This window comes from Cellulomonas sp. C5510, from assembly GCF_019797765.1.
In the GTDB taxonomy this organism is placed as follows: Bacteria; Actinomycetota; Actinomycetes; order Actinomycetales; family Cellulomonadaceae; genus Cellulomonas.
Map to the genome: position 1 here is coordinate 3,592,084 of NZ_CP081862.1, position 11,616 is coordinate 3,603,699.

The 11,616-nt window shown below is 73.9% G+C and carries 10 protein-coding genes; 4 read left to right on the top strand and 6 right to left on the bottom strand.

What is annotated here, in order from left to right; all coding sequences use genetic code 11:
* The first annotated feature begins 20 nt into the window (after positions 1 to 20).
* The 3 genes from mmsB (at position 21) to K5O09_RS16540 (ending at position 2,966) form a co-directional block, all read left to right on the top strand.
* The gene (gene mmsB, locus K5O09_RS16530; protein WP_222170551.1) at positions 21 to 1,310 is read left to right on the top strand and encodes a multiple monosaccharide ABC transporter permease; all 1,290 of its coding nucleotides are present in this window, start codon (positions 21 to 23) and stop codon (positions 1,308 to 1,310) included.
* Between the two features lie 84 nt (positions 1,311 to 1,394).
* Complete coding sequence (locus tag K5O09_RS16535; RefSeq protein WP_222170552.1) at positions 1,395 to 2,504, top strand: sugar-binding protein; 1,110 nt, start codon at positions 1,395 to 1,397, stop codon at positions 2,502 to 2,504.
* Between the two features lie 102 nt (positions 2,505 to 2,606).
* Positions 2,607 to 2,966: a VOC family protein gene (locus K5O09_RS16540; RefSeq protein WP_222170554.1), complete on the top strand. Its 360-nt coding sequence runs from the start codon at positions 2,607 to 2,609 to the stop codon at positions 2,964 to 2,966.
* Between the two features lie 121 nt (positions 2,967 to 3,087).
* Here K5O09_RS16540 and K5O09_RS16545 read toward each other — a convergent pair whose 3' ends face one another.
* From K5O09_RS16545 to K5O09_RS16570, 6 genes are all read right to left on the bottom strand, one after another.
* Positions 3,088 to 4,164, bottom strand: a complete 1,077-nt coding sequence (locus tag K5O09_RS16545; protein ID WP_222170555.1) for a lysylphosphatidylglycerol synthase domain-containing protein — start codon at positions 4,162 to 4,164, stop codon at positions 3,088 to 3,090.
* Positions 4,161 to 5,654, bottom strand: a complete 1,494-nt coding sequence (locus K5O09_RS16550; RefSeq protein WP_222170557.1) for a M17 family metallopeptidase — start codon at positions 5,652 to 5,654, stop codon at positions 4,161 to 4,163. The genes K5O09_RS16545 and K5O09_RS16550 overlap by 4 nt, the downstream gene beginning before the upstream one ends.
* A gap of 28 nt (positions 5,655 to 5,682) precedes the next feature.
* Positions 5,683 to 7,488 carry an SLC13 family permease gene (locus K5O09_RS16555; protein WP_222170558.1) on the bottom strand — a complete coding sequence of 602 codons (1,806 nt, stop codon included), beginning with the start codon at positions 7,486 to 7,488 and terminating at the stop codon, positions 5,683 to 5,685.
* A gap of 34 nt (positions 7,489 to 7,522) precedes the next feature.
* Entirely contained in the window at positions 7,523 to 9,157 is a 1,635-nt protein-coding gene (locus tag K5O09_RS16560) for an AbgT family transporter (RefSeq protein ID WP_222170560.1), read from the bottom strand.
* An 88-nt stretch (positions 9,158 to 9,245) separates the two neighbouring features.
* Complete coding sequence (locus tag K5O09_RS16565) at positions 9,246 to 9,776, bottom strand: hypothetical protein (RefSeq protein WP_222170561.1); 531 nt, start codon at positions 9,774 to 9,776, stop codon at positions 9,246 to 9,248.
* On the bottom strand, positions 9,773 to 10,153 hold the full coding sequence (locus K5O09_RS16570) for a PLDc N-terminal domain-containing protein (protein WP_222170562.1): 381 nt from the start codon (positions 10,151 to 10,153) through the stop codon (positions 9,773 to 9,775). Before K5O09_RS16570 ends, K5O09_RS16565 begins: the two co-directional genes overlap by 4 nt.
* A gap of 442 nt (positions 10,154 to 10,595) precedes the next feature.
* On the opposite strand from K5O09_RS16570, the gene K5O09_RS16575 reads away from it, so the two are divergent.
* Positions 10,596 to 11,612 carry a serine hydrolase gene (locus tag K5O09_RS16575; RefSeq protein ID WP_255595810.1) on the top strand — a complete coding sequence of 339 codons (1,017 nt, stop codon included), beginning with the start codon at positions 10,596 to 10,598 and terminating at the stop codon, positions 11,610 to 11,612.
* The last annotated feature ends 4 nt before the right edge of the window (positions 11,613 to 11,616 follow it).

Sequence of the window (11,616 nt, forward strand, 5' to 3'; positions counted from 1 at the left end):
GCAGAAGGACGGCCCTGACGATGACGTCACTCAAGCAGCTGTTCGGCGGCGGAGCCCGCCAGTTCGGCATGGTGTTCGCGCTGATCGCGCTGATCGCGGTGTTCCAGATCGCGACCGGCGGCAAGGTGCTCACGGCGACGAACGCGCAGAACATCATCAACGGCAACTCGTACGTGCTGATCCTCGCGATCGGCATGGTGCTGGTGATCATCGCCGGCCACATCGACCTGTCCGTCGGCTCGGTGGCCGCGGTCGTCGGCATCATCGTGGCGCTGGCGATCCGCGACTGGGGCATCCCGTGGTGGGCGGGCATCCTGCTCGGGCTCGCGGTCGGTGCCGCGATCGGCGCGTGGCAGGGGTTCTGGGTGGCGTACGTCGGCATCCCCGGGTTCATCACCACGCTCGCCGGCATGATGTTCTTCCGCGGTGCGAACCAGTACATCGGCAAGTCCAACACCGTGCCGGTGCCCGAGGAGATCCAGACGCTCGGCGCCGGGTACCTGCCGGAGTGGGGCCCGGACACCGGCCTGAACAACTGGACGCTGGTGCTGGGGATCGTCGCGATCGCGGCCCTCGTCTACGGCGAGTCCCGCCGGCGCCGCTCCGCACGCCGCCTCGGCGGCTCCCCGGTGCCGATGTGGGTGTCGGTGGTCCGCGCGGGCGGCCTGTCCGTCGTCGTCGCCGGCGTCACGTGGCTGTTCGGCTCCGGCCGCGTCGGGACCTCGTTCCCGGTGTCCGGCGTCATCCTCGTCGCGCTCGTGCTGATCTACGCGTTCGTCTCCAACCGCACGATCACCGGCCGGCACGTGTACGCCGTGGGCGGCAACAAGGTCGCCGCGTCGCTGTCCGGCGTGAACATCCGCCGCACCAACTTCTTCGTGATGATGAACATGTCGGTGCTCGCCGCGCTGGCCGGCATCGTCTTCATCGGCCGGTCGACGGCGTCCGGCCCGTTCGACGGCACGAACTGGGAGCTCGACGCGATCGCCGCCGTGTTCATCGGCGGGGCCGCGGTCTCCGGCGGCGTCGGCACGGTGGTCGGCTCGCTGATCGGCGGCCTCGTCATGGCCGTCCTGAACAACGGCCTGCAGCTCATGGGTGTCGGCTCCGACAGCACGCAGATGATCAAGGGCCTCGTGCTGCTCGCCGCGGTCGCGTTCGACGTCTACAACAAGATCCAGGGCCGGCCGTCCATCGTCGGCCTGCTCATGCGGTCCCGCCGGCAGACGCAGATCCCCGGGGGACCCGAGGGGCCCCAGACCCCCGCGCCCGTGTCCGGGTCCGCCCCGGAGACCCTCGCCCAGCGCTGAACCTCCCGCCCGGCCGGGTCCCGGCCGGGGCACGCCACCGCACCCGATGAGGGGTGCCCAACTGAGGGAAGAGTGACACCACCCATGAAGAAGCTGACTGCGGCGCTGGTCGCCGCCGGAGCCGCCGGAGCGCTGATGCTCACGGGGTGCTCGTCCGAGCGCGGCGGGTCCACCGAGGGGTCGTCCGACGGCTCCTCCGAGGCGGCGGCCGGGTTCGCGGCCGACGCCACCATCGGCGTGGCGCTGCCCCAGAAGACGTCGGAGAACTGGGTGCTCGCCGAGCAGCTGTTCAACGACGGCCTCACCGACGCCGGCTTCGAGCCGATCGTGCAGTTCGCGAACAGCGGCGTCACCGAGCAGCAGAACCAGATCCAGGCGATGGTCGAGCAGGGCGCGAGCGTCATCGTGGTCGGCGCGATCGACGGCTCGCAGCTCGGCACCCAGCTCGAGGCGGCCAAGGACTCCGGCGCCTCCGTCATCGCGTACGACCGCCTGGTGAAGAACACCGACGCGGTCGACATGTACGTGGCGTTCGACAACTTCCAGGTCGGTGTGCTCCAGGGCCAGGCCCTGCTGCAGGGCCTCGAGGAGCGCAAGGGCGACGGCCCGTACAACATCGAGCTGATCGCCGGCTCGCCGGACGACGCCAACTCGACGCCCTTCTTCGAGGGCGCGATGAGCATCCTGCAGCCGAAGATCGACGACGGCACCCTCGTCGTCGTGTCGGGCCAGACCTCGTTCGAGCAGGTCGCCACGCAGGGCTGGAAGGCCGAGAACGCGCAGAAGCGCATGGACACCATCCTCGCCGGCTCCTACACGGACACCGAGCTGCACGGCGTCCTGTCGCCGAACGACACCCTCGGTCGCGCGGCCCTGACGTCGGTCGCCCAGGCCGGCAAGGACACCCCGGTCGTCACCGGCCAGGACTCCGAGGTGGAGTCGGTGAAGTCGATCATGGCCGGCGAGCAGTACTCGACCATCTACAAGGACACCCGCGAGCTGGTCGCCCAGACCATCAAGGAGATCCAGCTCCTGCAGAAGGGTGAGGACGCCGAGATCAACGACACCGAGTCGTACGACAACGGCGTCAAGGTCGTCCCGTCGTTCCTCCTGACCCCCGTCATCGTCACGAAGGACAACGCCGCGGACGTCTACAAGGACGACGACACGCTGTTCCCGCTGACCCAGGGCTGAGTCGTCACGCGGAGGGGCGGGCCCGGTGCGGGTCCGCCCCTCCGTCGCGTCCGTGGGAGCTCCTCCGGACACCGGCTCGTGCCCGGTCCTAGCGTGAGATCCATGCGGATCTCCCCTGCCCAGGTCGCCGTCGACTGCACCGGCCCGTTCGCCCTCGCCGACTGGTGGCGCGACCGGCTGGGCTGGCGGGACGTGTACCGCACCGAGCACCCCGCGCACGCGATCATCGAGGCCGTCGACGGCTCGGGCTGGCGGCTGTGCTTCATCCGCGTTCCGGACCCGACCCCGGGCAAGAACAAGCTGCACCTCGACGTGCACTGCGAGGACCGCGACGTCGCCGCGCGCGAGCTCGTGGCGGCCGGCGCGACGGAGGTGCGGCGCGACGGCATGGACGACTACGGCTGGGTCGTCATGGCCGACCCGGAGGGGAACCTGTTCTGCGTCTCCAGCCCGGGGCGCTGAGCACGCCGGGTCATCCCGCGGCGACCCGCTCCTCCGCGCGCACCGCGCACCGGTACGCGTCGCGGCGCGCACGGCCCGACCGGACGACCGTCGAGCCCCGCTGTCGCCGGGTCTGCGGCCCTCACCGCCCTGCCGGCCCCGGCGCCCGCGCACCGCGGCGGTCCCCCGCCCGCCACAGCCCGAGCGCCACCGCCCCCAGCGCGAGCGTGCCGAGCAGGGTCACCACCCGCCACACCACGGTCGCCGCGAGCACCCCCGCCTCGACCTCCTGGCCCCCGGACGCCGTGAACCAGCCGAGCAGCAGCGCGTCCAGCACGCCGAAGCCGAACAGCGGCAGGATCGTCAGCGGGTAGCAGAGCAGGAACACCCCGAGCACGAGCGTCAGCGGCAGGTCGTCGCCGCGGACGCCCACCGCGCGCAGGGCGAGCAGCAGGATCGCGGCGTCGGCGAGCACCATGCCGGTCAGCGCCGCGAGAGACGGCACGAGCCCCGAGCGCAGCCCGGTCGAGGTCTCCGCCCGCAGCCGCACCGTACGGGCGGACCACTCCCCCGGGTCGGTGCCCCGGCGGACCACCCGGACGGCGCGGCCGGCGGTGGTCCCCACCCACGCCGCGAGCCGCTCGTCCCGCAGCAGCAGCGCCAGACCGGCGAGGACCACCGCGGCCGCCAGCGCGCACAGCGCGCCGACCAGCCAGTGCCGCCGCTCCAGGCCGTGCCCGGCGAGCAGCCCGAGGCCGAGCACCGGCACCGCGAACCGCACGACGTAGAACTGCACCGAGTTGAGCGTGACGCCGGCCATCCCGAGCACCGGGTCCAGCCCCCACGACCGGAACATGGCGACGCGGACCGCGATGTCGGCCGGCGGCGGCGCCAGCGTGGCGACGAGGTTGGCCGTGAGGTCGTTCTGGGTCGACCGCGCGATGCCGAGGCCCGGCAGGAACCGCGTGAGCGGCACCGCGTTCAGCACCTGCCGCAGCAGCAGCGCCCCGACGAGCGGGAGGACGACCCACGCCTCCAGGCTGCCGAGAGCCGCGCCGACCGCCGCCCAGTCCACCGTCCCGACCAGCCGCGTCACCAGCCGGTGCAGCAGCGCCGCGGCGACCAGGGTCACGGCGACGCGCAGCCACCGCCGCCGGCGCCGCGGCGCCCGGGAGGGCGGCAGCGCCCCACCGCCGGCCGGGACGGCGGCGCCGGTCACCGGGCGCCGTAGGCGGTGATCGCCTCCACCAGCAGCCGCGCCCCGAACCCGGTCGCGCCCTTGGTGCGCCACGCGTCGTCGGTCTCGGAGCGCATCGGGCCGGCGATGTCGACGTGCGCCCACGGCGTCGTCCCGACCCACTCGGAGAGGAACAGCGCGGCGACCGTCGCCCCCGCCGACTCCCCGCCGAGGTTCTTGAGGTCGGCGACCTCCGAGTCGAGCCACGGCCGGTAGCGGGCGTCGAGCGGCAGCCGCCACACCCGCTCGTCGGTCAGGTCCGCGGCGTGCTCCACCAGGTGCACCATCGCGTCGTCGTTGCCGATCACCGCGGCGGTCAGCGGCCCGAGCGCCATCAGCGCGGCCCCGGTGAGCGTGGCGACGTCGAGGATCGCGTCGACGCCGGCCTCCCGGACCAGGTCGATCGCGTCCGCCATCACGAGCCGGCCCTCCGCGTCGGTGTTGACGACCTCGATGGTCCGGCCCGACCGGGTCGTCAGCACGTCCCCGAGCTTGGTCGCCGACCCGGACGGCATGTTGTCGGTGCAGGCCAGGTAGGCGGTGACGTGCACCGGCACGTCGAGCTCCGCGAGCACCGTCATCGCCGCGAGGATCGCCCCGGCGCCGGTCATGTCCATCTTCATCGCCGCGTGCATGGCGTTGGACGGCTTGAGGCTGATGCCCCCGGAGTCGTACGTGATGCCCTTGCCGACGAGGCCGAGGTGACCGCCCCGGGCGGGGCCGGCGGGCACGTGCTCCAGCCGGATCATCCGCGGTTCCACCGTCGACCCGGCGTTGACGCCGAGCAGGCCGCCGCACCCCAGGTCGACGAGCGCCGCCCGGTCGAGCACCTCGACGCGCAGCCCGGCGGCGCCGCCGAGCCGCACCGCGACGTCCGCCAGGCCGGGGGCGGTGAGGTGCCCCGCCGGCGCGCTCGCGAGGTCCCGGGAGAGCGCGGCCGCGCGGGCGAGCACCAGGCCGCGCTCGGCCCCGGCGCGCGCCGCGTCGACGCGGTCGGCGGGCACCACCAGCACGATCTCCGTGAGCGGCACGCCCGCGGGCGCGGTGCGCAGCGGGTCGTAGCGGTAGCGGCCGAGCACCGCTCCCTCGACGACGGCCTGCGCGGCCGGACCCGCGTCCCCGGGAGCGGCAGCGCCCACCAGCGACGTCACGAGCGTCGAGCGGTGCCCGACGGTGCGGGCGAGCACGGCCGCGGCGTCCCGGAGCGCGGCCGGCGCGGGCGTGTCGCCGTAGCCGACCAGCACCGCGGGCGACGGGGCGGCCGCGTCCAGCACCAGGGTCTGCCCGGACCGGCCCGCGAAGCCCCAGGTGCCGAGGGCCTCACGGTCGGGCACGCCCTCGGGCAGCGGGCCGGCGGCGGCGACACCGACGCCGTGCGGGCCCACGGGCAGCGCGGGGTCGTCCGGGGTGACGACCCGCAGCCGGGTCGCCGGGACGGACGTGGCGGACGGGACGGGGTCGACGTCGCGCATGGCGGGTCCTCTTCTCTCGTGGTGGGTGTCAGGGGCTGAAGGGCCACACCAGCGGCACCAGGAGGACGGCGACGACCAGCCAGGCGAGCATCGTCACCAGCCCGAGCCGCCAGTAGTCGCCGAACCGGTAGCCGCCCGGCGCCATCACCATCATGTTGGCCGGGGTGGCGATGGGGGTGAGGAAGGACGCGGCGCCGGCGACCGCGACGAGCATGAGCACCGGCGCGGGGTGGACACCGGACGCCTCGGCGGCGGCGAGCGCGACCGGCACCACGATGAGCACCGTCGCCGTGTTCGACACGATCTGGCCGAGCACCGCGGTGAGGACGAAGAGCGCCACCAGCAGCAGCCGGCCGTCGCCGTCCGGCACCAGGCCGACGATCCCGCCCGCGAGCAGGTCCGCCGCCCCGGACGTGCGGATCGCGACGGACAGCGGGATGAGCCCACCCACCAGCACGACGGTCTGCCAGGAGACCGCCCGGTACGCCTGCTGCGGCGTGACCACGCCGGTGACGACCATCGCGACCGCGGCGAGCAGCCCGGCGACCGCCGGTGCCACCACCCCCGTCGCGAGCAGCACGATCGTGACCGCGAGGACCGCCAGCGCCGCGCCGGCCTTCGGCCCCAGCGCCACCGTCTGCCGCCGCACCGAGTCGGGGCTGTCCACCACGAGCACCTGCTCCGACGCGGCCAGCGCCTCGATGCGGTCCCAGCTGCCGTGCACCAGCAGCGCGTCGCCCTCCGCGAGCGCCACCGGGCGCGGCCCGACGTCCCGTCCGCGCCGGCTCACGGCCAGCACCGTCGTCCCCGCGCGCACCATGCCGGGGAACACCGCCGTGCCGACGAGAGCCGACCGTGGCGGGACCAGGACCTCGGCGAGCCCGCGCTGGGCGTCGAGCAGCGCCTCGCGGGTGCGGCGGGTGAGCGGCGTGCGGGCGACGGTGAGGGCCTGGTCGGCCGCGAACGCCGTGACGCCCTCGGCCGGACCGCTCACCACCAGCACGTCGCCCGGCGTCACCGGCCGGTCGTCCGGGCACGGCCCGCCCGCCGGGTCCTGCGCACCGACCAGCACCACGTCGGCCGGCACGGCCACGTCGCGCAGCGCCGTGCCCGCCGGGGGCGAGGCCGCGGGCACCGCCAGCCGGAAGAACCCGTGGTCCAGCCGGTAGTGCTCGACCAGCGTGTCGACGTGCGCGGAGAAGTCCCGGGGCAGCGACGCCGGCGTGCGCTCCGGGAGCAGCCGGTCACCCAGCAGCACCGTGACCGCGATCGTGACCAGCACGAGCGGGAGGCCCACCACCGCGAACTCCAGGTAGCCGAACCGCTCGCCGGTCGCCCCGGCCAGCGCGTCCGAGGCGATGACGTTGACCGTGCTGCCGCTCAGGGTGAGCAGCGCACCGGCGCTCGCCGCGTACGCCAGCGGCAGCGCCGCGCGGGAGGTCGCGATGCCGGAGCGGCGCGCCGCGAGCACCATCACCGGGACCAGCGCGGCCGTGGCCCCGTTGGGGGTGACGACCGCCGCGAGCACCGCCGACAGCACCATGAGCGCGACGACCACCCGCGTGCGCCCCTGCCCCGTGCGCGCGAGGAGCTGCTGCCCCGCCCAGGCCGTCACCCCGGAGGACTCCAGCCCCTCGCTCAGCACGAACAGCGCCGCGATGAAGACCACCACCGGGTCGCCGAAGCCGGCCAGCGCCTGCTCCGAGGTGAGGACGCCGGTGCCCGCGAGCGCCAGGGCGGTCAGCACCGCCACGACCCCGACGGGGAGCCGGTTCCACACGAACAGCACGACGGCGGCCGCCAGGACCAGCAGGCTCAGGGTCGCGTCGGACATGGTCGCGGGTCCGGGTCCGGGTTCCGGTGCCGGCTCAGAGGTAGATGGTGCCGCCGGGCCCCAGCGGGAGGCCGAGCAGGTACCAGACCACCAGCAGCACGCTCCACACCAGCAGCAGCGCCACGGTGTAGGGCAGCATCAGCGAGATCACCGACCCCACCCCGACCTTGCGCCGGTACCTCTCGGCGAAGATCACGATGAGCGCGAAGTACGGCATCAGCGGCGTCACCACGTTGACCGGCGAGTCGCCCACCCGGTAGGCGGCCACCGCGACGTCCGGGGAGATGCCGAGCTGCACGAACAGCGGCACGAAGATCGGGGCGAAGATCGCCCACTTCGGCACGACGCCGCCGATGAAGATGTCGACCACCGCGGTCATGAGGATCAGGCCGACGATCAGCCACACCGTCGGCAGCCCGGCGCGCTCGAGCACGTCCGCCATCTGCACGGCGGCGATGGTCCCGAGCTGGGAGTACGTGAAGTACGCGATGAACTGGCTGATGACGAGCAGCAGGAAGAACAGCCCCGCGAGCCCGGCGATCGTCTTCGTCATCGGGTTGATGACGTCCATGCTGGTGCGGATGGTCCCGGCGCCCTTGCCGTAGCAGAGCCCCATCACGAAGAAGTAGAGCAGGATGAGGAAGATGATCGACCCCATCAGCGGGGAGTCCTCGATCAGGCTGCCGGTCTCCGGGTTCCGCAGCGGCCCCCACGACGGCACGGTGAGCAGCAGCACCAGCGCCGTGACGCCGACGAGCCCCCAGAACGCGAACCGGAGCCCGCGCAGCTGCTCCGGCCCGAGGTCGTGCGACGGCGGGGCCGTGACCTCGCCGTCGGCCGGCACCGGCGCCTCGTCCTCCCGGTAGGTGCCCAGGCGCGGCTCGACGACCTTCTCCGTCAGCAGCGTCGCCACCAGCGTGATGACGAGCGTCGAGACGATCCCGAAGTACAGGTTGCCGGTGATGGAGACGTGCTGCGCCGGGTCGGCGATCGACTCGTTGGTGATCTCGGCGAGCATCCCGTCCACGGGCGTGACCAGCATGTTCACGCCGAACCCGCCCCCGACGCCCGCGAACGCCGCCGCGAGGCCGGCCAGGGGGTGGCGCCCGAGCGAGTGGAACACCGCCGCGGCCAGGGGGATCAGCACCAGGTAGCCGGCGTCGGTGGCGATGGACGACAGCACACCGAGGAGCACGATGCTGGCCGTCACCAGGCGCCGCGGGGTGACCTTGACCAGGCGCGTGATGAACGCCCCGATCAACCCGACCTCCTCGGCGAGGCCGACGCCGAGCATCGCGACCATGATCACGCCGACCACGCCGAAGCCGTTGAAGTTGGCGACCGGCGACGTGAAGATGAACCGGATGCCGTCGGCCGACAGCAGGCTCTGCGCCTCGACGGTGACCAGCTCGACCTCCGGCTCGGCGGACTGGTACGGCTCGTCGCCGATCAGCGCCTCGCCGCTCGGCTCGACCTGCTCGGAGACGGCCGCCTGCTCGAACGTCACGGACGTGCCCGCCAGGGCGAACACGTGCGACGCGACGATCAGCAGACCGATGAGCACCAGGAAGATGATCACCGGGTGCGGGACGCGGTTGCCGGCGCGCTCGACGGCGTCCAGCACCCGCTGCAGACCGGACGGCCGGTGCTCCTGCACCACCTCGGACATGGCGATCCCCTCTCTGGGTCCGGCGGCTGGGTCGGCTTCCGGCGCCGGCGCCCCGACGGGGGCACCGGCGCCGCGGGCGGGTGGCGGGTCAGCCCTCCGCGGTGGCCCAGGCCGGGTCCTGCGACCCGGCGGGCAGCGTCACGTCGCCCCAGGAACCCACCGTGACGGTGAGGTCCGCATCCGGGTCGACGCCGTCCGGCAGCGCCACGACGGACGTCGCCGGGACGTAGTCGGTGGTGCAGGGGTCGCCGGCCGGCTCCGGGAACGTCACCTCGACCGCGGCGTCACCGGTGGCCGTCGCCTCGGGGTCCGCCACCTGCGGGCAGGTGCTCGACCCGAAGGTCACGACGTACAGCAGGCCGGCGTCCGCGGTCCGGGCCGCCCCGGCCGCCGCGTCCGCCGGCGGGCCGCCCAGCCCGGCGGGGACCCCGAGGCCGGAGGACCCGGCGACGAGCTCGACGTCCGCGGTGCCGTCGTCCGCCGGCGGCTCCGTGGTGCCCGACCCGGCGTCGGCATCCCCGGAGGCGCACCCCGCGAGCAGGAACGCGGCCGCGACGACAGGTCCGGCCAGGGCGAGCGTGGCCCGCCCCGGCCGGCCGGGGCGGGTCACGCCGGTCACGCCGTCCCCAGCGCGCGTGCCTTGAGCTGCTCGAACTGCTCGGCGGTGATCACGCCGTCGCGCAGCAGACCCTGGGCTGTGGCGATCTCCTGGGCCGGGGCCGTCCCGGCGACGTCCCGGATGTAGGCGTCGGTGCGCTCGCGCTGCTCGCGGATGCCGGCGACGCTGCGCTCGGCCATCCCCTTGCCCCGCGCGATCAGGTAGACGAGCGCCGCGACCAGCGGGAAGAACACGAGGAAGAGCACCCACGCCGCCTTGGCCACGCCGGACAGCCGGTGGTCGCGGAACAGGTCGCCGATGATCTGGAACATCACCAGCAGGTAGGCGACGAAGAAGAAGATCTCGAGGACAAGGACGAACGACTCCCAGAGGGACATGAGGTGCTCCGATCTCCGACGCTTCCTGACGGATGCCCACGCAGTTGTCATGCCACGGCACCATTGCCGCATTTCTCGGTCCTGCGCCTCCGGTGGAGGTGAGGCTGACAGTACATCCGCCGAGGTCGGACGCCTAGAGGCAGGTGCCACCGCTGCGCGCCCACGGCCGCACGCCGGGCGGCCGGTTGCTGGAGGCATCGAATTCTCCCGTCGTCGCGAGAATTTACGTGACCTGTCAGATAAAACACCTACCCAGCGCCCCGCACGCACGCGGGCCGCACCATTCCGCGGACGTCGCGCGAGCGCACCGGCCCTCGTGCGCCACCGTTGAGTGGACGCCGGCCCACCACTGAGTGGTGCCCTGGGGGGGGGTCGCCCTCCGGCGGCGTCCGGTGGGGTTTTCCGCTCGCAGGCGCGCGCTCCACCTCCGTAGGGTCGGAGGGTGGCTGCCCTCGACCCCGCCGACGCCGGTCCTGTCCTGCACGAGAGCGCCCTGGCCACCGGCCTGAGCGGCGTCGTCCGGGTGGACCGCGGCGAGGAGACCCTGTTCGCCCGCGCGTACGGGCTGGCCGACCGCGCCCACGGGGTCGCCGCGACCACGGGGCACCGGTTCGGCGTCGCGAGCGTCGCGAAGGGGTTCACGGCGCTGGCGGTCGGGGCGCTGCTCGACGAGGGCCGGCTGCGGCTCGACGACCCGGTGCGGCCGCTGCTCGGCGACGACCTGCCGCTCGTGGACCACCGCGTGACGTGGGACCACCTGCTCAGCCACACGTCCGGCATCGGGGACTACCTCGACGAGTCGGACGACGGCGACATCACCGACCACGTGCTGCCGGTGCCCGTGCACCTGCTGGACGACGTGGAGGCGTTCCTCCCGGTCCTGGACGGCCGGGAGCAGGTGTCGGAGCCCGGCGCGGAGTTCGCGTACAACAACTCGGGGTTCGTGGTGCTGGCGCTGCTGCTCCAGCGCCTCACGGGCACCGAGTTCACCGAGCTCGTCCGGCAGCGGGTGCTGGCGCCCGCCGGCATGACGGCGACCGGCTACCCCCGCGGCGACGAGCTGCCCGGCGACGTCGCCCGCGGCTACCTGCACGCGACCGGCCTGCGGACCAACGTGCTGCACCTGCCGGTGCGCGGGAGCGGCGACGGCGGCCTCGTCACGACGGCCGGGGACCTGGCGCGGTTCTGGCGGGCGCTGTTCGCGCACCGGGTGGTCTCCGAGGGGACGCTCGCGACGCTGGTCGAGCCGCTGCACGCGGCGGAGGAGGACCGGCGGTACGGCCGGGGCTTCTGGCTCGGCGGGGACTCGGACGACGTCGAGCTCGAGGGCTACGACGCCGGGGTGTCGGCCCTGACCCGGCACAGCCCGGGGACGGGGGTGACGGTCACGGTCGTCGCGAACACCTCCGAGGGCGCGTGGCCCGTGCTGCGGGCGCTGCGCGACGCCGAGGACGCGTGACGCC

Bases quoted from the DNA above. Each gene is read 5' to 3' on its own strand.
- mmsB (WP_222170551.1), top strand. From the start codon at position 21: ATGACGTCACTCAAGCAGCTGTTCGGCGGCGGAGCCCGCCAGTTCGGC.
- K5O09_RS16560 (WP_222170560.1), bottom strand. From the start codon at position 9,157: ATGTCCGAGGTGGTGCAGGAGCACCGGCCGTCCGGTCTGCAGCGGGTG.
- K5O09_RS16540 (WP_222170554.1), top strand. From the start codon at position 2,607: ATGCGGATCTCCCCTGCCCAGGTCGCCGTCGACTGCACCGGCCCGTTC.
- K5O09_RS16550 (WP_222170557.1), bottom strand. From the start codon at position 5,654: ATGCGCGACGTCGACCCCGTCCCGTCCGCCACGTCCGTCCCGGCGACC.
- K5O09_RS16555 (WP_222170558.1), bottom strand. From the start codon at position 7,488: ATGTCCGACGCGACCCTGAGCCTGCTGGTCCTGGCGGCCGCCGTCGTG.
- K5O09_RS16570 (WP_222170562.1), bottom strand. From the start codon at position 10,153: ATGTCCCTCTGGGAGTCGTTCGTCCTTGTCCTCGAGATCTTCTTCTTC.
- K5O09_RS16535 (WP_222170552.1), top strand. From the start codon at position 1,395: ATGAAGAAGCTGACTGCGGCGCTGGTCGCCGCCGGAGCCGCCGGAGCG.